Source organism: Desulfoglaeba alkanexedens ALDC (assembly GCF_005377625.1).
Lineage (GTDB): Bacteria > Desulfobacterota > Syntrophobacteria > Syntrophobacterales > DSM-9756 > Desulfoglaeba > Desulfoglaeba alkanexedens.
This window is the reverse complement of record NZ_CP040098.1, coordinates 785,986-805,008: the sequence shown is the minus strand read 5'-3', so window position 1 is coordinate 805,008 and position 19,023 is coordinate 785,986. Positions and strand designations below refer to the sequence as shown.

18 protein-coding genes and 1 pseudogene are annotated in these 19,023 nt (G+C 60.0%); all 19 read left to right on the top strand.

Translation table 11 applies throughout. The features are described from left to right. Window positions 1–436: 436 nt before the first annotated feature. The 19 genes and pseudogenes from FDQ92_RS16110 to FDQ92_RS03785 all read left to right on the top strand — a co-directional run bounded on the left by FDQ92_RS16110 (window position 437) and on the right by FDQ92_RS03785 (window position 19,015). On the top strand, window positions 437–640 hold the full coding sequence (locus FDQ92_RS16110) for a type II toxin-antitoxin system HicB family antitoxin (RefSeq protein WP_137425700.1): 204 nt from the start codon (window positions 437–439) through the stop codon (window positions 638–640). Next, window positions 637–861: pseudogene (locus FDQ92_RS03870) on the top strand (type II toxin-antitoxin system HicA family toxin); the annotation flags it as partial. The gene FDQ92_RS16110 and the pseudogene FDQ92_RS03870, both read left to right, overlap by 4 nt. A 93-nt stretch (window positions 862–954) precedes the next feature. Further along, complete coding sequence (locus FDQ92_RS03865; protein ID WP_137423363.1) at window positions 955–1,173, top strand: hypothetical protein; 219 nt, start codon at window positions 955–957, stop codon at window positions 1,171–1,173. Next, window positions 1,170–1,448, top strand: a complete 279-nt coding sequence (locus tag FDQ92_RS16105) for a ParE family toxin-like protein (protein ID WP_137423362.1) — start codon at window positions 1,170–1,172, stop codon at window positions 1,446–1,448. Before FDQ92_RS03865 ends, FDQ92_RS16105 begins: the two co-directional genes overlap by 4 nt. 77 nt (window positions 1,449–1,525) lie before the next feature. Further along, the gene (locus FDQ92_RS03855; RefSeq protein ID WP_137423361.1) at window positions 1,526–1,795 is read left to right on the top strand and encodes a nucleotidyltransferase domain-containing protein; all 270 of its coding nucleotides are present in this window, start codon (window positions 1,526–1,528) and stop codon (window positions 1,793–1,795) included. Window positions 1,796–2,059: 264 nt separating this feature from the next. Continuing rightward, window positions 2,060–2,326: a hypothetical protein gene (locus FDQ92_RS03850; RefSeq protein WP_137423360.1), complete on the top strand. Its 267-nt coding sequence runs from the start codon at window positions 2,060–2,062 to the stop codon at window positions 2,324–2,326. A gap of 136 nt (window positions 2,327–2,462) precedes the next feature. After that, entirely contained in the window at window positions 2,463–2,663 is a 201-nt protein-coding gene (locus FDQ92_RS03845) for a type II toxin-antitoxin system HicB family antitoxin (RefSeq protein WP_137423359.1), read from the top strand. Then, the gene (locus tag FDQ92_RS03840; protein WP_137423358.1) at window positions 2,660–2,875 is read left to right on the top strand and encodes a type II toxin-antitoxin system HicA family toxin; all 216 of its coding nucleotides are present in this window, start codon (window positions 2,660–2,662) and stop codon (window positions 2,873–2,875) included. The genes FDQ92_RS03845 and FDQ92_RS03840 overlap by 4 nt, the downstream gene beginning before the upstream one ends. A gap of 2,044 nt (window positions 2,876–4,919) precedes the next feature. Next, window positions 4,920–6,533, top strand: coding sequence for a GspE/PulE family protein (locus FDQ92_RS03835; protein WP_137423357.1), 1,614 nt, complete (start codon window positions 4,920–4,922; stop codon window positions 6,531–6,533). Next, complete coding sequence (locus FDQ92_RS03830) at window positions 6,533–7,738, top strand: type II secretion system F family protein (RefSeq protein WP_137423356.1); 1,206 nt, start codon at window positions 6,533–6,535, stop codon at window positions 7,736–7,738. The genes FDQ92_RS03835 and FDQ92_RS03830 overlap by 1 nt, the downstream gene beginning before the upstream one ends. Continuing rightward, entirely contained in the window at window positions 7,722–8,174 is a 453-nt protein-coding gene (locus FDQ92_RS03825; protein WP_137423355.1) for a GspH/FimT family pseudopilin, read from the top strand. Before FDQ92_RS03830 ends, FDQ92_RS03825 begins: the two co-directional genes overlap by 17 nt. Then, complete coding sequence (locus FDQ92_RS03820) at window positions 8,167–8,613, top strand: type IV pilus modification PilV family protein (protein WP_170180173.1); 447 nt, start codon at window positions 8,167–8,169, stop codon at window positions 8,611–8,613. The genes FDQ92_RS03825 and FDQ92_RS03820 overlap by 8 nt, the downstream gene beginning before the upstream one ends. A 13-nt stretch (window positions 8,614–8,626) precedes the next feature. Next, complete coding sequence (locus FDQ92_RS03815; RefSeq protein WP_170180172.1) at window positions 8,627–9,286, top strand: PulJ/GspJ family protein; 660 nt, start codon at window positions 8,627–8,629, stop codon at window positions 9,284–9,286. After that, the gene (locus FDQ92_RS03810; RefSeq protein WP_170180171.1) at window positions 9,283–10,155 is read left to right on the top strand and encodes a type II secretion system minor pseudopilin; all 873 of its coding nucleotides are present in this window, start codon (window positions 9,283–9,285) and stop codon (window positions 10,153–10,155) included. The genes FDQ92_RS03815 and FDQ92_RS03810 overlap by 4 nt, the downstream gene beginning before the upstream one ends. A 110-nt stretch (window positions 10,156–10,265) precedes the next feature. Continuing rightward, the gene (locus FDQ92_RS03805; protein ID WP_137423351.1) at window positions 10,266–11,594 is read left to right on the top strand and encodes a PilN domain-containing protein; all 1,329 of its coding nucleotides are present in this window, start codon (window positions 10,266–10,268) and stop codon (window positions 11,592–11,594) included. Beyond that, window positions 11,578–12,186: a hypothetical protein gene (locus FDQ92_RS03800; protein ID WP_137423350.1), complete on the top strand. Its 609-nt coding sequence runs from the start codon at window positions 11,578–11,580 to the stop codon at window positions 12,184–12,186. The genes FDQ92_RS03805 and FDQ92_RS03800 overlap by 17 nt, the downstream gene beginning before the upstream one ends. Before the next feature lie 26 nt (window positions 12,187–12,212). Beyond that, window positions 12,213–14,363, top strand: coding sequence for a type II secretion system secretin GspD (gspD, locus tag FDQ92_RS03795; protein WP_170180170.1), 2,151 nt, complete (start codon window positions 12,213–12,215; stop codon window positions 14,361–14,363). A gap of 325 nt (window positions 14,364–14,688) precedes the next feature. Continuing rightward, the gene (locus FDQ92_RS03790; protein WP_137423348.1) at window positions 14,689–15,465 is read left to right on the top strand and encodes a hypothetical protein; all 777 of its coding nucleotides are present in this window, start codon (window positions 14,689–14,691) and stop codon (window positions 15,463–15,465) included. Between the two features lie 169 nt (window positions 15,466–15,634). After that, on the top strand, window positions 15,635–19,015 hold the full coding sequence (locus FDQ92_RS03785) for a glycosyltransferase (RefSeq protein WP_137423347.1): 3,381 nt from the start codon (window positions 15,635–15,637) through the stop codon (window positions 19,013–19,015). Window positions 19,016–19,023: the final 8 nt, after the last annotated feature.

Here is a 19,023-nt window from a genome sequence, read left to right as displayed (position 1 = left end):
TGCAGCGGACGGCTAACTCCGCCGCTGAGGGTGGTCGTTGGGCCAATGCAAATGGAGGTAAAATTATGAAAGCAGAATTTACCACTATTATGGAGCCGGCACCTGAGGGTGGATATTGAGCAATTTGTCCAGAAGTAGCAGGTGCCAATAGACAAGGAGAAACAATAGATGAAACGAAAGAGAATCTGCGTCAAGCAATCATAGTGATTCTGCAAGATCGAAGAGAAAATATTCTACGTGGTTTGCCTGACGATGCAATCCAGGATAAGATAATGATTGCATGAAACGCAGGGATTTAGAACGAAAGTTGCGAATAGCCGCTTGTTATTTAAAAAGGGAATGGGTATCACACTCGCTGTGGATTAATCCAAAGACTGGAGTTATAGAAGCGGGGCCACGTCATATAGAAATTATAACTGTAAGTGGAGGTAGTAATGTGAAAATCAAAATTTATCTCGAACCAAGTGATGATGGCGGATATACTGTAATTGTTCCCTCATTGCCTGGCTGCATATCCGAAGGTGATACAAAAGAGGAAGCCGTAAGAAATATTAAAGAAGCAATCGAACTTTATTTAGAGCCTGTGGAGGATGATATTGTAGCTATTCCTGATGCCGAATCGTTAGAATTAGCCATATGAGTAAAATCCCCAGCTTGAATTACGAGAAGGTGATCAAAGGGTTACAACGTGACGGATGGGTAATCGTTCGTCAACGTGGATCACATATTCGACTGCAAAAGCATGTCGGTAATGAGACTTTTAAAATCATTGTACCTGCCCACAAACCGATTAAACGTTCAACATTGTCTCATATTTTAAAACAGGCTCGAATGACAGTAGACGATTTTCTTGAAAAATTATGCAGTGCGCTGCACTGGATGGAGATTCCGCTGCGCTCCATCCGCACCACCGAGCTTGGTCGTTAGGCGTATAAAAAATATTGGAGGTAGACTATGACACAACTTCTTGAAAAAGCTTTTGAAGAGGCGTCAAAGTTGTCGGAATTGGAACAAAATGCTTTGGCCCGATGGCTGATTGAGGAAATCATATCCGATAAAAAATGGGAAAAAGCATTCGCTGAGTCGGAAGATGTATTAGATAAACTGGCGGATGAGGCACTTGCAGAGCATGCACAAGGCAAGACAAAAACTTTGGATATTGACGAGCTGTGATATCCCGTACGGCAGAGCGTTTTCGTAAACTCCTGGCAGATCTGCCGAAGGAAACCCAAAGGCAGGCGAGAGAGGCTTATGCACAGTTCAAAAAAGACCCTTATTATCCGGGGTTACACTTCAAACGAGTACATTCGAAGCGGCCGATTTATGCAGTTCGTATTTCAAGAGAGTATCGTGCTTTAGGCATACAGCAGGACAGTGAAATAATCTGGTTCTGGGTCGGTTCACATACGGATTATGATAATATATTGAAGCAGCTAAGGCACGCCTAACAAGGCAAATGCAGCCGACCGCTTACAGCGGCAGTTGATTTGCGTCGTTAGCGCCCGTGAGAATACGAGGTATTCATATGAATAGAGAAGAATTGCTCGAACAGATAAAGGAGGCTGTGCATCAGGCGGAGCCTGATGCAGAGATCATTCTTTACGGTTGCCGCTCCCGTGGTGATGCTCTATCAGAATCAGATTGGGACTTCCTGATCCTTGTGGACGGCCCTGTCAGCGATGAACGCACGGATCGAATCCGTCATAGACTCTATGAGCTGGAGTGGGAGACGGGGGAGGTGATCTCATCAATTGTACGGAACCACGATGAATGGAATAGCGACATCAGGATTTAGCCAGGATCTACAATGATCTTTTTGAGAGACGCCAAGAGGGTGACTACATCGACTTTGTCAGCTTTGAAGAATCACAGGTGCTGCCATGGATCTCAAATCCAGAAGAGCTCATTGGCTGTGTTGCCAGCCTGATTGAAAAAGAGGCAGGTTGACACATTAACTCAGTTCGTCCGACTTTTGGAAAGCCCTGCGCTAACTTTCGCTTGAGGCGACGCCCAAAAGGCCGGTCCGCCTCAACTGTGGCAGTTGGGAAAAAGGATAATCATGAAGGACATCGATAGTCCTGTTGACTGGCAACACGGGAAAGGCGAGACAACTGAGATAGGATACGTCAATCGTCACGGTCAGAAGTGTTGCGATTATTATGGAGTGCCGGGGACCGATCGGGGACAGTATGCCTACAAGATTGAATGTACAATCTGTGGGTATGTTTATGGAGCAAACGCCTCTGACATACACGAGAGGCGATGTCCCGAGTCTCAGGGAGGGGTGCCTGGCATCAAGTACTGGAGAATAATAAAGACGCGCTGAGGTCATTTGATCGTCAAAACCGGGTAGGAGGGGGCGACCTCTTTTAATGGCAAAGCCTAAACGAAAGCTCACCGCAGCGGAAAAGGCGGATTTTTCTGGGAAAACTCCGCTAATGTGTGTATCGGAGGTGTGAAGGATGAATATCGAAATTGAACGCGAGGAAGATGGTCGGTGGATAGCCGAAATTCCCGATCTACCCGGTGTGATGATCTATGGGCAGAGTCGTGAAGAAGCGATTTCAAAAGTCAAAGCTTTAGCTTTGCGCGTGCTGGCTGATCGACTGGAACACGGTGAGGCAATCCCCGAATTGCATGAAGTCTTCGCGATGCCGGCATGAGTCAATGGCCGTCAGCTAAAGCTCGCCTTGTGCTGGCCGCCTTGCTGCGAATTGGCTGGACGATCAAGCGTCAATCTGAAACATCTCACCGAATTCTGTCGCGACCTGGCTGGCCAGATTACGTCTTCGCGTTTCATGACTCAGAAGAGATTGGCCCCCGCATGCTGGCACGCATCGCCAAGCGCACGGGCCTCACGCTTGAGGATCTCTGAGAAACTGCCTAACGAATAAGGATAGATCCTGAGAGCGAAGCGATCCACGATCTTATCCTGTGGTTGGACGAGCCCGAACTTGGCATAGGTTATGCCATATATGTAAGTACTTTTTCGGACAGTAATTAGAGAAAAACGAAATAAATTAGAGGCTTACACAATTCATCCGGTGTTAAATTAGAGAAAAAGTGAAATAAATTGAAGATTTGCATAACTTATCCGGCGTTCGAAGAATCGGATCATAATGGCCGACATGAAGAGTAAACCCAACTTGAAGGAATAACCAGGAAGTTTTGATTGAACAGTTAGAGGCATGAAGTGTGGTTTTTCCCGCCGCGTAGCGGGTTCGTCCAACAAGGCGCTGCACCTGACCGCTATTCCGCAGGGCCATCGCTCCAAGTCCAGATCGGACGTGATCTCACTATAAAACGGCTCACTCAGACCCCCTTCTCGTACAAGCGGATCACTTGATCCTCATGGACGGAAAGGGACGTCCACCAGCCCTCCAGCTTGATATCGGGCCGGATCAGCCTATGCCCCTTGGCATCCGATATCCTCTCGGTGACCCGGATCACCAGGCGAAACCGATAGGTTCTCTATCCATAGTGTCGTGTCACCCACGTGCTGAAGATCGCCACTTTTTTGCCGGGCCGGGGCTCACTTAAACGGCCCTCCATGAAGGCCCGATCACGCCGGTAAAGGCGGTCCGGTGGATTCCATGGGACGATAAAGCTCACATTGGGGTGTCGGCGAAGCTCCACAAGCGTTTCCAGAGCATCGTGAGACGAGTCCGTTTGCACCAAGAGGGGCTTGCGGGTGATCTCCGGGTACACACCAATGCCTTGCGCAAAAAGTCAACAAATCCGTTCTGGGAATGCTGAGACCCCGGGCGAAGCTCCATGCCCAGACACCATCGCTTCTGGCCGAGGTAGGCCCCAATCGGCGCGTATCCGTCGTAGTTCTGGTACGTCCGCGGCACCCCTTCTTTCCCGGAACTTCCTTTTCCAACCGTTCGCAGAGGTCCGTGGTGCCGTTGATCAGATTGCCCACGAGGACCAGGCCCGAGTACCCGCTGTAGAAGGCCTTCGAAGATGGCTCCATCTCGATCCTTCTCATGAGTGCACCTGGCGGGTGAAAGTTTGACAGGAGACCCTATAGCACAAAAGCGAATGAAATTCAAGATGATACCTGCGGTATGATATTTTTATGTATAGACGCAATCTCACGGATTAAGGTCTGTGTCAATCTGTGTAATCTGTGGATGCCCATTTGGGTTAGCACCCGCATCGACCCGTGACCTGCAGGCGCCACAGGGAAACGCGCCGCGCATCCGACGCCCCTTGGTGAATGTATCCACGGTGGAGCGCCGACGGGTTATGATGCAAACCTAGCGCGGGGACGGAAGCGGGGCAAGAACCATGTGGGTGGCCCCGTGTGGATGTGCTTGGCTTGGTGCGACACGTGTCTTGAGACACACCGATGTCTTTGTCCACGGATTTCACCGATGGCCACAGGTGTGGAGCCTGGACGAATCATCCCTCGTTCCCAAGCTCCGGCTTCGCCTCCTTATGGTGATCGAAGCTGGAGCTTCTACACAGTTGTGTTCCCAAGCTGGAGCTTGGGAACAAGGTGGATGGTCGAGCTTGGGAACAAGGTGGAACAAGGTGGATGGTCGAGCTTGGGAACAAGGTGGATGGTCGAGCTTGGGAACAAGGTGGAAGATGCCGTTACCTTGCCGGATGGGCCCGCGCCGATCCGGTCACGAAATCAGCGATCGGCCGTGCTCCACGTTCCATCGCATCTTTTGAGTGAAGCTCTTGGCCTTTGACGTGAAAATGTGACATATTGGTTCCAAAAGTGGGGGTTGAACGGATTAGACGTGCGCCCGGAAGCCTCCTCGGCCGTTGAAGGGCGCAACGGCCGGCTCCGCATAGGAGGCGAGGGGTTCCACTTTTGATCCTCGCGGAAGACATGGCGGTTTCGGGCTGTCGCGCGTCCGGCCTTTTCAAAGGATCCTGAGTGAAGGGGGTGTAACGGGTTCCCCATGATGCAAAATCTATTGAAGCGTATCGGGCGGTCGGCTCCGGACAACGAGCGTCAGCCGGCGGAGGCCTTTCCCCGGACGGAAGTTCCCGTGCTGAACGTCCCGGAAATCGATGAAAACGGATTTCCCGACAACCCGCCGGGGCTCAATCCGCTTCCCCTCCCTTTCATGAAGCGGTTTCGTTTCCTGGTGCTGGACGATTCCCGGGAGGCGGTGAAGGTGGCTATGGCGGATCCCTTGGATTTCAATACTCGGGAAATCATCGCCGCGGTATACGGGAAACCCGTGGCTGTCTTCAAGGCGTCGGAAGACCTTCTGTCGCAGTTTACGTACCGGTGGTACGAGACGGAAGTGGTGCTCGGCGAAGACGAGGCGGGGGAAGGCGAAGGGCTGAGCTTGGAGGAGCAACTCTGGGACAACCCGGAGCAACTGAAAGACATGGCGTCCGAGGGGCCCATCATCCGCCTGGTGAATCACCTGATTTCCCGGGCGGTGGATCTCGGGGCTTCCGACATCCACATCGAACCGCGCCGCCAGGGGGTTCAGGTGCGCTACCGGATCGACGGCGTGCTGCACGACCAAGAAAGCCTGGCCAAGCGGTTCCAGGCCGCCATCACGTCCCGCATCAAGCTCATGGCCAAGATGAACATCGCGGAAATGCGGCTGCCCCAGGACGGGCGCATCAAGTTCAAGATGGCCAGACAGGAACTGGACATCCGCGTTTCGTCGCTCCCGACCGTTTTCGGTGAAAGTCTGGTGCTGCGGCTGCTGCACAAGGAAGACGTGCTTTTCGAACTGGACCGCCTGGGGTTTCCTTCCAACCTCCTTCAGCGCTTTCAGGCCACCATCGTGCTCCCCTACGGCATCCTCCTGGTGACCGGCCCCACGGGTTCCGGAAAGACCACCACGCTCTACGCGGCGCTGAGCGCCATCAACCAGCCCGACAAGAAGATCGTCACGGTGGAAGACCCGGTGGAATACCAGCTGGAAGGCATCAACCAGGTCCAGGTCCAGTCGAAGATCGGACTGACGTTCGCTTACAGCCTGAGGTCCTTTCTCCGCCAGGACCCCGACGTGATGCTGGTGGGGGAAATCCGCGACCGGGAAACCGCGGAAATCGCGATCCAGGCCGCCTTGACCGGCCACATGGTCTTTTCCACGCTCCACACCAACGACGCCCCCGGGGCCATCCTCCGCCTGGAAGACATGGGCGTGGAACGGTTCATGATCACCTCCGCCGTCGTGGCGGTGCTCGCTCAGCGGCTGGTGCGAAAGATCTGCCCCGACTGCCGGGAGGAGGTGCCGGTGAGCGACGAGGAGCGGCAGGCCCTGGCGGATGAATTCGGAGTCTCTGCGGACCTTGTGAACGGTTCCTACTGGCGCGGGAAAGGCTGCGACGGTTGCGGTGGAACGGGCTACCGCGGCCGGCTGGGCATCTTCGAATTTCTTCCGCTGGATGAAGCGATTCAGCGGGAGATCCTCAGGGGAGCCGATCGGATCGGAATCGCGCAGAAAGCCGTCGAAAGCGGGATGACGACCCTGCGCCTGGACGGGCTGGACAAGGTGCGCCGCGGCATCACGACCTATGAAGAAGTGCTGAGGGTGACCCGCTGATGGAGAAGTTTTCCTACGAAGCACTCGATTCCCGGGGCCGGAGGATCGTGGCCGCCGAGGAAGCGAGGGACCGGGCCGCTCTCCTTCTCTCGCTCCAGACCCGTGGCCTTCACCTCATCCGCTGGGTCAACGGTGCACCGAAGCGCTCGGTGGCGTTTCGGTTCCGCAGGGGCCGTGTCAAGGGGGTGGGGCTCCTTCGGTTCACCCAGGAACTGGCGCATCTTACCAAGGCCGGGATCCCCCTGGACCGGGCGCTTTTTATCATCGCGGATGCGGCCACCGAAAAACCCGTCCGGGACATGGCCCTGGAGTTGAGAGAGGGGCTCCGGGGCGGCAAGAGCCTTTCCGACGCCATGGCGGCAAGGCCGGAGTTCCGTGAACTCTACGTGAACATGGTGCGGGTCGGCGAAGTGGGCGGCGTTTTGGACGAGGTCATGGGAAAGCTCGCCGCATTCTTGGAGCGGAACGAAGAGATCAAGCGGTTCGTCGTTTCGTCGGCCATCTATCCTTCGCTTCTCGTGGGCGTGGGCATCCTCTCGGTGGTGGCCATCCTGGGGTTCGTGATCCCGCGGTTTGCCGAAATCTTCGTCGACATGGGCCACGACATTCCCTTTTCCACCCGGATGCTGATCCTCGCGAGCGACCTCTTTCGCGAGTGGTGGTGGGCGCTCGTGCTGGCCGCCGGCGCCGCCGCCGGCGCCGCCTGGCATGCGGTTCGGACATCCCTTGGAAAACGGCGCCTCGATCGTTGGCTCATCAGGCTTCCGCTCTTGGGCTCCCTCTTTCTCGACCTGGAAGTGAGCCGTTTCGCGCGGACGCTCGGCACCCTGGTTTCCAGCGGCGTGCCGCTGCTCAAGGCGCTGGCCATCGTTCGGGACGTCGCCGGAAATCACGTGGTCAAAGAAGCCGTGGAACACATCTACCAGCAGGTGCGCCAAGGCAAGCGCATCAGCCTGCTTATCAAGGAAACGGGCCTCTTTCCGGTCGTGGTCGTGCACATGACGGCGCTCGGTGAAGAAACCGGGGAACTGGGTGCCATGCTCACCGCCACCGCCGATGAACTGGACGCCCAGATCCAGGTCAAGATCAAGCGCTACCTCGCCATGCTGGAACCCGCCGCCATTCTTTTCATGGGCCTGGTGATCGGAGGCATGGTCATTTCCATGCTTTCCGCCATATTCGGAATCAATGAAATCGCCTTCTGAAAAGGGTTTCACGCTGCTGGAACTGCTGGTGGTGCTGGTGATTGTCTCCCTGGCCGGTTCCCTGGTCTTCATGCACGTGGGCCGAGGGTTGAGCGGCCGGGAGGACCGGCGGTTCGTCCAGGAGTTCCTCGAACTGGCGAGAGCCGCACGCCGAGCGGCGGTGGGGCGGGGAGAGCCCACGGCCCTCTACATTTCCCAGGACGAACGCCGCTGCTGGGTCGGGGGCCGGAAAGGCTCCGTCGCCATTCCGGAAGCGATGCTCATCGAAGGCGAAGGCATCGCTACGGCCGGCGGCGATCGCCGCGCGATCGTGTTCTATCCGGACGGCTCTTCGAGTGGGGGTAGACTCGTGTTTTCCATAGGCGACAGGCGTCCCCACACGATTCGAATCGACATGATCACCGGTCTGGCCGAGGTTGTGAATGCCGATGAGTGACGTCCGCCGGGGAAACCCATCGCAGGCGCCGCCCGCGATCCCATGGCGACCGCACGGCGGTTTCACGCTCATGGAGGTCCTGGTTTCCCTGGTGATCCTGAGCATCTGCCTGGCCGTCGTTTTCCAGAACTTCTCCCTTTCGAGCCGCCTCGCCTTTCGTTCCGACCAGCTGGCGGAAGCGACGCGCATCGCTTCCAACCTGCTTTCCGATGAAGCGCTGATGCTGGAAGCCGTGCGCCGTGAAAGCGCGGAAGGTGAAGTGGCGGGGGAAGAGGGCTGGTCCTACACGGTGACGGCCGCCCCCCTGGAGATTTCGCTCCGCGAAGATTACGAACCCGTCGAGGTTCCGAACATGGTGGAGCTCGAGTTGTGCGTGAGGTATGAGAGCGAAGGGTCGAGCCGCGATTACTGCGTCCAGCGCTGGCGCCGGCGGGAATGAGCGGAACCGAAACATGGCCGGATCGAGGAAAAGCGGGTTCACGCTGGTTGAAGTACTCATTGCCATGACGCTGGTCGCCGTGATCGTCTTGGTGATGACCCTGGCGTTGAGACTGGCGCTCAGCGTATGGCAGCGGGGTTCCGAGCAGGAAGAGAGCCTGCCGCTCATCCACGCCATACCGACGGTCCTGGACCGGCAGCTCCTTTCTCTGGTACCGAAAGCATCCTTCGGAGCCGAAGGCGGGGAGGCGCTTCTGCCGTTCTGCGGGGAGCCTCACGGTTTTTCGTTCTTCACCGGCTACGCGCCGCAGGGATCCCGGGCGAAGGGGCTTCTGCGGGTGACCTGCGTCTACGATGAGGCATCCGAGGCGCTGCTTCTTTACCAGCAGATCGTGACCCGCCGCGAGCACATCGACGACCGCCACCACCCGCTGGGGGATCTTTGGGAGGGAGAGCTCGAACCGGTGAGCATCATCCGGGGGGTGCGGGGCTTCGATCTGCGCTTTTCCGATCAAGAGCCGGTGGATTTGGATGCTTCCGAGGATTGGGAGGATCGTTGGAGCTGCGAGACGCCCGGCAATGTGCCGTCGGTGGTGAGGGTGCGGTTTCAACTGGACGAAAAGGGTGGCAAAGTCCGCACATGGTATTACCTGACGAGGACGTCCGACCTGTGAAAGAAGGGGGTGCGCCGAGGCGGGTGAGGCGCCGGGACGGAACGGTCATTGTTTTCGTGCTGTGGGCGCTGGTACTCATGACGGTCATGGCCGGAGATTTCGCCGGGAGGCATCGCCAGCGCGCTGATCTCGCGTCCAACGGCTGGCGGGCCCTTCAGTACCGGGAAGCCCTGCTGTCGGTGGTAGACCTGGTCGCAACGGCGGGGTGGCCGCTTCCGGGGGAAGTGGAACGGCCCGAGGAATGGGTCCGGCTGGAACCCGGGGGTTTCTCCGTGTGGGTGACCGTGAGCGACGAAGGCGAAAGGATCAACTTGAATACGGCCGGCGACGAGGAAATCCGCCAGCTGGTCCTGACGCTCACCGAGGACCGGGAACGGGACGACCGGGAACGGGACGACGGGGAACGGGACGACGGGGAACGGGTGAGCGATGCGATACTGGACTGGAGGGACGCGGACCATTTGGTCCGTGTGAATGGAGCGGAGGAGAGCGACTACGAAGACGGGGATCCTTTCGCCGTTCCGGCCAACGGCCCCTTCAAGCTGCTCACGGAACTGCTTCTCGTCAAAGGCGTCACCGCCGATTTGTTCTGGGGCGATCCGTCGTCCAGGCTTCGAGCGGCGTACCGGCCGGAGGAGGAAGCCGGCGTGGATGACGAGGAAGAGACGGCCGGGAGCCGCTTGCTTCCCGATTCGCTTTCCGACGGGCTGACGGTTCTGGGCGGCGTTGCCCGCCGCGTGGAAGTGATCATCCCGGGCCGGGGAGCGGGGTACTGGTACGCGCTGGTCTTCGTGGACGCTGCTTCAGGTTCGCGAAAGATCGAGGGCCTTCACCAGGCCTTTCTCCAGGCCCGTGAGGAAGCGGAGTGAGCGCGGTTGACGGCGGCGGTGATTGTTTTCTTCTTGGGGCTTCCGGGACCGCGGTGAGGGCGTGTGAGGCGGTTCGGCTTTCCTCGCCATGGTAGATGAAACCAGGGGTTATGGCTCGAGAGATCATCGGCGTTTACGTGGAAGAAGAGAAACTTTTCACAGCCGCCTTCACCCGGCGCCTGGGCCGGTGGCGGCCGCTGGGTTCCCTGGGGGATGAAGAAGCGTTTGCGTCCTTCCATGTGGGCGGGCCCCCCGCCTTGAAGCATTGGCTGGAACGGGTGCCGTCCCGCCGAAACCGGGAGCTTTTCGTCGGCCTGCCCCGATCGCTTTTTTTTTGCAGGGACTTCACGCTGCCTCCTCTTCCGCTGGAAGACGCCCTGGCGTCCGTCGAGAACAGTCTGCCCCTTTACAGCCATCTCCCCGTCGAGGACGTGTACTTTGACGTTCATTTGTGGCGAAAGGGGCGGGGGCCGGTTCACGTTCTTTTCGTTTACGCTCCCAGGCGGGTGCTGGATCCTTACCTGGAAGTGATAGGCCAATCGGGTCATGAGCGGTCCTTGGCGGGCCTGTTTCCCTTTTCTTTCGGGCTGGCCCGATGGTTCGTGCTGCAAGGGTATCCGGTTCCCGCGGCCGTGCTGGAGCAGCGGGGAAAGCACTGCGAACTGGCTGCCTTCGAATCCCGAGGCATGGTCTTTTCCGCGGTCTGGACGTCGGAGCCGGGTTCCGACCCGGCGGATGTGGCGCAAACGCTGCTGGCGTCCCGGCTTAGCGACCCTTCGGTTCCGCTGTTCCGGTGGGATGGTGTCGGTTCCTCGTTGGATCCCGCGCCGCCCCGGAACCGGCTTGCACCGGCTCCGGGAATCGCCGAAAACCCGGCGGTGGCCGTGGCTTCGGTGGGCGTGGGCGACTGGCAGCGCTTGAAAGTGGACCCGTCTCCCACCCGGATCAAGACGTTTCAGCCTGGAAAAATCATCATCCCGCTGATTCTTTGCGGTTTCCTGGCGGCCGGGTCCTGGACCTGGCACGCGGATCGGCGCATCGAGGCGATGCGCCGCGATGCGCAGGAACTGACGCTCCGGATCCAGGAAATCAAGAAGCGCCTGGAACCGATCCGCCGAAACGAAGAAGAACTGGCGAGAGTCCGCAAGGCGGTGGAAGACGTCAACGCCTATCACCGTGACAGGCACCCGCTTTACACGGCTCTGAACGAAGCGGCGCGCCTCCTTCCCGCGGGGACCTGGTTTCCGAGCGTCCAGTACGAAGGGGACGCCCTCAACCTGCGATGCCGCGCCCCCGACGCCCTCAAGGTCATCGAAGGGCTGAGAGCATCGGAGCTCTTCGAAGAGGTGAAACTCCAGGGATCCGTAAGCCGTTTTGCGGAGGGCAGCGAGCAGTTCAATCTGACCATAAGGTTGCGCAGCCATGCCGGCACTCAGTAAGAAAACCCGACGGTGGGGCCTCGTTTGCGCGTGCGCCGTGACGCTCGCCCTCATCTGGTGGGCCCGGGTCTATGGGCCTCGAACCGAAACCCTGGAAGAACTGGAGACGGAAATCACGAGCCTGCAGGTCGAAGCGAAAAAGCTGGCCGCGGAACTGGCTCAGGCCGAAAAATCGCGGGGGTCGGGAGCCGATTTCACGCGGCAGGTGGCCCTGGTGAGCCGGCTGCTTCCCAAGGGGAGCACCCCGGAAGAAGTCAACGCCGAGATCCAGTCGGCGCTTCAGGCTCATTTCGAAAAGACCGGGGCCGTGGTTCGCCGCTATACCGAAGTGGCTCCGGGCAAATGGCGGGACTACCCGGTGGCCCGCATCGAGTTCCAGCTCCTGATGAACATGCAGCAGCTTGCGGAGCTTTTGCAATTCCTGGAGACATTCGATAAGGCCGTGCGGGTGGAGTCTTTGCGGGTGACCTACCAGCGGACGCGGGAAGCCAGCCTGGTGGTTTCTCTGCGGTTGGGAACCCTTTACATGGAACCCGGCCGGCGTTTCCAGGCCGGGTCGTTGACGATAAGGCCGCAGCGGGGTCGCGGATGAACGTTCACAGGAAGCATCGGTCTTTCATGAGATATGCCGGCATGGGCCTGGGCATCGCGGTGTTGCTGTCCCTGGCGGGTTGCGCCACGTGGCCCGGCAGACCGGAACCGCCGGGTTCCGCACGAAGGCCGCCGAGCGGCGCCGAGGTTTCCCGGAAAGTGCAAGAGCCGTCTCCTTCCGGCGGTCGCATCACGCCGGTTGGGATGTCCGAGGAACCGGAGGCCGTGACCCCGATTCAGGGCGCATCCTACAGGGCGGAACCCGTTCCGCGCAATCAGCCCGTGCGTCCTCCCGCCGAATCGGCAAGGCCCGAGGGCCCCCAAGAGGACCGGGGAATCCCCTTGGAGCTGGCGTTCGACAACGCGGATATCTACGAAGTCCTGGACGCCACCCTCTTTCAGCTTTTCAACGTCAACTACGTGATCGACCCCAGCATTCAGGCGAACGTCACCTTCAACCTCAAAGGCACCTACACGGTGATGGAATACGTGGACGTTCTGAACGACGTGCTCCAGCTGAGCAACCTCGCCATCGTTCCGGGTCCCGGAAACCTTTTCAAGATCGTTCGTAAGAACCTCGGCGCGGGAACCGGCACGTCTACGCCGCTGGTCGGGGACACGGCCGAAGGCCCCGGGGACATCACCCGCCTGGTGAGGCTCCGGTACCTCTCCGCCGGCACCGCCGCCACCAACATCCGGCCTTTCCTGTCCCCCGGCGCGGTGGTCGTCGCCGATGCCACCAGCAACACCCTCATCATCACGGACACCCGGGCCAACGTGAACAAGGTTATCAGCATCGTCAACGCGCTGGACGTCAACCACATCAAAGAAGTCTCCTGGCGCATCATCCCCCTGAAACATACGGAGTCGGAAGCCATTGCCACGGAACTCACTTCCGTGTTGAGCGGCCAGGGGTTGTTCAACCGCCCGGGAGTCGATCCGGGAAGCTACCAGATTCATCCGATCAAGAGCCTGAACGCGCTGCTGGTGGCCAGCCGCTGGCCTTCCGTGCTGGATCTGGTCGGCCGGTGGATCGGAGCCATGGATCAGCCCACGGGAGCCGGAACGGGAGTCTACGTGTATTTCGTCCAGAACGGTTCGGCCGAAGAACTGGCGGATATCCTGGGGTACCTGTACGGAGGGAAAACCGGTTCGGCGAAGCGATCCAAGAAGGAAGAAGAGACCATCGTGGAGCCCACCCGGGAAGCCGACGGCGAGGCTCCGGGGGTATCGGCCTCCGTGGGAGCAGGGGAGCTGGGAGGGGAAGTCAGCTTCATCGCGGACCCCACCACCAACAGCATCGTGATCAAGGCGAGCGAACGCGACTACCGGGTGGTCCTCGGCATATTGGAAAAACTGGACATCGTTCCCCGGCAGGTTCTCATCAATGTGATCATCGCGGAAATATCGCTGAGCGGCTCCGTTGAATACGGGGTCGAATGGTTCCTGCAGGGGCACCGCAACGACTACACGGGCCAAGCTATTCTGGACAGCGGTATTTCTCACGGCATCAATACGCCGCTGGGAACGGGAAGCGGTTTCACCGCCGCGGTGTTCGACGGCAGCGACTTTCTTCGCGGTTTGATCCGTGCCTTGGGAAAAGACGCGTCGCTGAACATACTCTCATCGCCCAACATCATGGCGTCCGACCACAAAGAAGCCTACATCGAAGTGGCCGAGGAAGTGCCCATCGTCACGGGGGAGGTCACCAGCCAGGAAGCCACGACGGTGACGCGAAGCATCCAGTACCGCAAGACCGGGATCATCCTGGGCGTTACCCCGCATATCAATTCCAGCGGGCTGGTGAAGATGGACATTTCCCAGGAAGTGAGCGAACGGGGGGAGCGGGACGTGCAGCTGCAGACCACGTCCATCGTGAGCCGCAAGGCGGAGACGTCGCTTGTGGTTCAGGACGGCCAGACCATCATCATCGGGGGGCTCATGAGGAACCGGGATTCCGTCAGCCGGTCGGGGATTCCGATCCTGAGGGACATCCCCGTTCTGGGATACGCCTTCGGCGGTCAGTCCACGGAGAATTCCAAGACGGAGTTGATCATCCTGATCAGCCCCAGAGTGGTGGATAACCGGGACGAAGCGGAGGCGATCACGCGGGAGTTTTCCGAAAAGGTGAGCCAGGTGCAGAAGATGATCCAAGCTGAGGAAGCCAAGATGAAGTAGGCGTTTCTTCGGGGGTTGGGGGGCGGTGTCTGTAAAGGTGGTTGTCGCACGACGTCATGCCGCCACGGCGGCCCCGATCATGTCTTTGACCCCGGATTTCACCGATGGCCACAGATGGAGCGTGGACGAATCATCCCTCGTTCCCAAGCTTCAGCTTGTGAACGAGGGGGAAAATCACACCGGGGGGAGGAAGCTTGCAAATCATCATGCATTCCGTGCGGACCGTACGGCCTCATTCGTGCTATACGTGATTCGTGCTATAGATGGTTCATGATCGGTCAGACGCTTTGCCCGCAGGATGTCTTCGACGAAAAGGAGATGCGAGATGCGGCGAAAGACCATGCAGAGGTTCCAGGTTGTAGGGTTTACGGCGGTTCTGGCTGCGCTTCCGCTTGCGGCCCGTGCCCTGGAGGTGCCGCCCATGGTGGAAAAGCATATTTTTCTTCCAGGGCCGGAAGAGGCGGCGGAAGTGAAATCGCCCGAGGCGGAACGGCTGGAAGGGGAACTTTTGTTTACAGGGATCATCATTACGCCGGACGGGAAGAAGGCGTTGGTCCAGGAAAAGACCAGGGGCAGAGGAGGCGTGGATCAGCCGGCGGAAGGCGGCCTGCTGAAGGAAGGAGACGCCATCAATGGGTTTTCCATAGTGGAAATCGGACCCAACTACCTGTTGTTGAGCGGTGAAGACGGAGATCTGAGGCTGCCGCTCTACGGCGGCGGGAAAAAGCGCCCCGAACCGCCGCCCGTACCGGAGCCGGCCGTTGTCGGGGGCGGCGAAGCGGTGCAACAGCCGCGGGTGAACGTGAGAGGAAGGGTAATGCCGGGAGTTACCGGGAAGCCGTCCGGCGGGCAGGCTCAGGGGGCTGCGGCAGAGAACGGTGTGGCGGTGGTCGGAGAGAAGGGGCCGGCGGAGGCCAAGCAGGGCGGGGACAACCCATCGGGTTCCGCGGGCCAGGCGGGGACGCCGCAACGGGATGTGACCAACCCGCTCATGGAAGGGCTGCGCCGGGCCCAGCAGAGCCGGGGCCAGGCCGGCGGGGGCACCGCGGCCGCTCCTTCGGGTCCGAACCCGTTCCTGGATATCATCCGGAGATCGCGGTGAGGTTTTCCGGGTGTTTTGGAAAGAGGACCGCGGTCGGTGCGCGCTGCGGCCGCCGGGGTCGGGAAACCGCTTGAACGATCCCGACCGCGGGACGAGGCACCGTGAGGTTCCGCTGCCTTTCAAGGCCGGCGGCGTCCCCGCGGCTACATGAAACATCGAGTCCTGCCAGATGACTGTATCCAAGGCGTTGCTTTCGGCCGGCTCGAAGCCGCGTCCGGTGAGCGATCCGGGAAAAGGGCGGGCACCGGAACGGGAGGAGATGAAAGAGAGTCCGCTGGTTTCCGTGATCGTTCGAACCAGGGACCGCCCGGAGCTGCTGGCCGAAACCCTGAAATCCGTGGCGGCCCAGTCCCATGCGCCCCTGGAAGTGGTTCTTGTAAACGACGGGGGCCGGGACGTGCGGGCTCTGGCCGAAGAGGTCTGCAGCGGACTGCCGCTTACCCTCGTCACCCACGAAGCCCGCCGGGGAAGAAGCGCCGCGGCCAACAGCGGCCTCCGGGCTTCCCGAGGTCGATACCTCAACTTCTGCGACGACGACGACGTCCTTTACCCGGACCACATCGAAACCCTGGTCTCCGCCCTGGAGTCCACCGGTGAAAAGGTGGCCTACGCCGGAGTGCGAAACGTCTATTTCAGCGGTCCTTCGGCCGATCCCTCAATGAAGCTGCGCGACGAGGTGGTTTTCAACAAGCCGTTCGATCCGGACCTGCTGCTTTTCGAAAATTACATCCCCTTCATGAGCGTCATGTTTTCGAGGGAGGTCCTGGAAGAGGTCGAAGGATTCGACGAGGCGTTGGACCTTTTCGAAGACTGGGACTTCTGGGTCCGGGTCTCCAGGCGCCACCGGTTCCTGCACGTGGATAAGATCACCGCCGAATACCGATTCTATGGGAACCTGGAGATGGAGCAGGCCCACCGGGGAAAATACGCCTACGACCGGGCGCGGGCGGCGATGTTCGAGAAGGTGCGCCCGTATCTCACGGGAGAGTCCTGGCTGCGTTTTCTGGACCATGGGATGCCGGGGCGGCTCCGGGAGCACTATCGTCTCGCGCAGGTCGAACTGCGCCGCCTTCAGGATGCTCATGACCGCTGTGCGGCCTGGGGGCACGACCTCCAGGCGGAGCTCGAATCGCTCCGTGAGGCCCATAAACGCAGCGCGGCCTGGTGGGAAAGCCTCCAGGCCGAACTGGCGAGGGTCCAGGAGGCGCACGACCGGTGTGCGGCCTGGGGGCACGACCTCCAGGCGGAGCTCGAATCGCTCCGTGAAGCCCATAAACGCAGCGCGGCCTGGGGGGAAAGCCTCCAGGCCGAACTGGCGAGGCTCCAGGAGGCGCATGACCGCTGCGCCGCCTGGGCTCAGGGCCTCCAGGCCGAACTGGACGCCATGCGCCGTTCCACGTCCTGGCGGATCACGGCCCCGTTGCGGTCGATCAAACGGCGGGCCTCGGGGGTGGCTCGGGACGCAAAGGCGGCGGCCTTCCGGGGGCTTCGAAAAGCCTACTGGGCCCTCCCGGTTCCAGGGTCCGTGAGATTCCGCCTCAAATCCCTGGTGTTCGAAAGACTCGATGCCGTGTTCCGCGGTTTCAATCCCGAGGCGGCTTCGCCGGTTTCGGCGAGGCCGGAGGAACCCGTGTGGCGGGAGGACTTTGCGTTCGATGCGCGGGAAGCGCCGGAGGGCGGAGTCCTGGATTTCCCCGACGTCGAAGATCCGGAAGTCTCGGTGGTCGTTTCGCTTGCCGGCGCTTCCGGCCCTCTTTTCGCCTTCCTGCATTCCATCCGGAAAGCCTGCGGCGACCGGGGTTACGAGGTTGTCGGCGTGGTCGCCGAGAGCCGACAGGGTGAAGCGACGCTACGGGAACTCGAGAACGTCGTGCGGGGATGGCGGATCGTCCGGGCCAAAGGGGACCTCTCGGAGACCGAATGCTGGAACCTTGGCGCCGAGGCGGCCGGAGGGCGCTACCTGGCATTCGTTCACGGGCCGAGCCGGCTGGGTCCCGGCTGGCTTGAAGAATTGCTTCGGGTCTTCCGGGAATGCCCCGAAGCCGGGCTGGTGAGTTCCCGTTTGATCGATTCTCGAGGGCGGATCCATGAAGCCGGCGGCACGGTCACTCCGGCCGGGGACTTGGTGAGGATCGGGGCCGGGAGTGACCGGCGTCATCCCGCGTACGGATATCTTCGGGAAGTGGATTTCTGCTCGGCGCTTTCGTGCATAATTCCTTCGGAGCTCTTCAGGGGAATCGGAGGATTCGCTCCTCAAGACCCGGAATCGCCGATGCTCACCGGCCTGGAATTCTCCCGGCGTGTTCGTTCGGCGGGGCGCGAAATCTTCCTGGCCCCCCATTCCCTGGTGGTCTTGGATCCGATGGCGATCAAGGAATCCCCCTCCGCCAGGGTCGACGCCGGCCGGCCCGGAACCCGGGGGCCGGAGCCACGAGGCAGAATCCTGGTCCTCAACGCGTGGACGCCCACCCCGGACCAGGATTCCGGCTCCCAGGACATGGCGGCTTACTTCCGAATCTTCCGGTCCCTGGGTTACCGGGTGACCTTCGTTCCGGCGGCCGACCTCCGGTACGTGGAGAAATACACCGCCGAGTTGCAACGGATGGGCGTGGAATGCCTTTACACACCGTTCGTAACGGGTGTGGGGGAAGTCCTGGAGGCTCGGGGAAGGGAATACGACCTGGTTCTCCTTTACCAGGTCCATTGCGCGGAAGCCTACCTGGACCTGGTCCGCCGGTATTGCCCGAAAGCCCGCATCGTTTTCGACACGGTGGATCTCCATCACGTGCGGGAGGCGAGGGAGGCCAGGCTCAAGGGGTCGGAACGCCTCGTGAAAGAAGCCGAGAAAACCCGCGAGCGGGAGTTGTCGGTCATTCGCAGGGCCGACCGCACCATTGTGTTGAGTACGGAGGAGCGGGAGATTCTGCGGCGGGAGCCGGGCGTGGACGGCGGAAAGATCGCCGTGATTCCTCTCATTCGGGACATCCCCGGCTCGGGCAATGCGTTCGAAGCACGCAGGGACATACTCTTCGTGGGGGGATTCAAGCACGAACCAAACGTGGACGCGGTCCTGGCGTTCGTAGCCGACGTCTGGCCCCTGATCGAGGAAGAACTGCCGGAGGCGGTTTTCCACGTCCTTGGGAGCCATCCCCCGGCGGCGGTTCAGGATTTGGCTGGAGACCGCGTGGTGGTCACCGGATACGTGCCGGATCTTTCGCCCTATTTCAATCGGTGCCGTCTTTCGGTGGCGCCGCTTCGCTACGGAGCGGGTTTGAAAGGCAAGGTGGCCACGAGCCTGGGCTACGGGGTGCCCTGCGTGGCTTCGTCCATCGCCGTGGAAGGGACGGGGCTCACCGACGGCGAAGACGTCCTGGTGGCCGACGACCCCCGCGCGTTCGCCGCCGCCGTGGTCCGGCTGTACCGTGACGAGGCCTTGTGGAACAGGCTTTCCGCGAACGGCCTGGATTTCATGGAACGCCGTTTTTCCTTCGCCGCGGGCCGCCGTGAACTGTCGCGACTCCTCCAGAGCGTGGGCCTTCCCACGGAATGAGCGGGCTT

Bases quoted from the DNA above. Each gene is read 5' to 3' on its own strand.
- FDQ92_RS03865 (WP_137423363.1), top strand. From the start codon at position 955: ATGACACAACTTCTTGAAAAAGCTTTTGAAGAGGCGTCAAAGTTGTCG.
- FDQ92_RS03855 (WP_137423361.1), top strand. From the start codon at position 1,526: ATGAATAGAGAAGAATTGCTCGAACAGATAAAGGAGGCTGTGCATCAG.
- FDQ92_RS03850 (WP_137423360.1), top strand. From the start codon at position 2,060: ATGAAGGACATCGATAGTCCTGTTGACTGGCAACACGGGAAAGGCGAG.
- FDQ92_RS03845 (WP_137423359.1), top strand. From the start codon at position 2,463: ATGAATATCGAAATTGAACGCGAGGAAGATGGTCGGTGGATAGCCGAA.
- FDQ92_RS03840 (WP_137423358.1), top strand. From the start codon at position 2,660: ATGAGTCAATGGCCGTCAGCTAAAGCTCGCCTTGTGCTGGCCGCCTTG.
- FDQ92_RS03835 (WP_137423357.1), top strand. From the start codon at position 4,920: ATGATGCAAAATCTATTGAAGCGTATCGGGCGGTCGGCTCCGGACAAC.
- FDQ92_RS03830 (WP_137423356.1), top strand. From the start codon at position 6,533: ATGGAGAAGTTTTCCTACGAAGCACTCGATTCCCGGGGCCGGAGGATC.
- FDQ92_RS03825 (WP_137423355.1), top strand. From the start codon at position 7,722: ATGAAATCGCCTTCTGAAAAGGGTTTCACGCTGCTGGAACTGCTGGTG.
- FDQ92_RS03820 (WP_170180173.1), top strand. From the start codon at position 8,167: ATGAGTGACGTCCGCCGGGGAAACCCATCGCAGGCGCCGCCCGCGATC.
- FDQ92_RS03815 (WP_170180172.1), top strand. From the start codon at position 8,627: ATGGCCGGATCGAGGAAAAGCGGGTTCACGCTGGTTGAAGTACTCATT.
- FDQ92_RS03805 (WP_137423351.1), top strand. From the start codon at position 10,266: ATGGCTCGAGAGATCATCGGCGTTTACGTGGAAGAAGAGAAACTTTTC.
- FDQ92_RS03800 (WP_137423350.1), top strand. From the start codon at position 11,578: ATGCCGGCACTCAGTAAGAAAACCCGACGGTGGGGCCTCGTTTGCGCG.
- gspD (WP_170180170.1), top strand. From the start codon at position 12,213: ATGAGATATGCCGGCATGGGCCTGGGCATCGCGGTGTTGCTGTCCCTG.
- FDQ92_RS03790 (WP_137423348.1), top strand. From the start codon at position 14,689: ATGCGGCGAAAGACCATGCAGAGGTTCCAGGTTGTAGGGTTTACGGCG.
- FDQ92_RS03785 (WP_137423347.1), top strand. From the start codon at position 15,635: ATGACTGTATCCAAGGCGTTGCTTTCGGCCGGCTCGAAGCCGCGTCCG.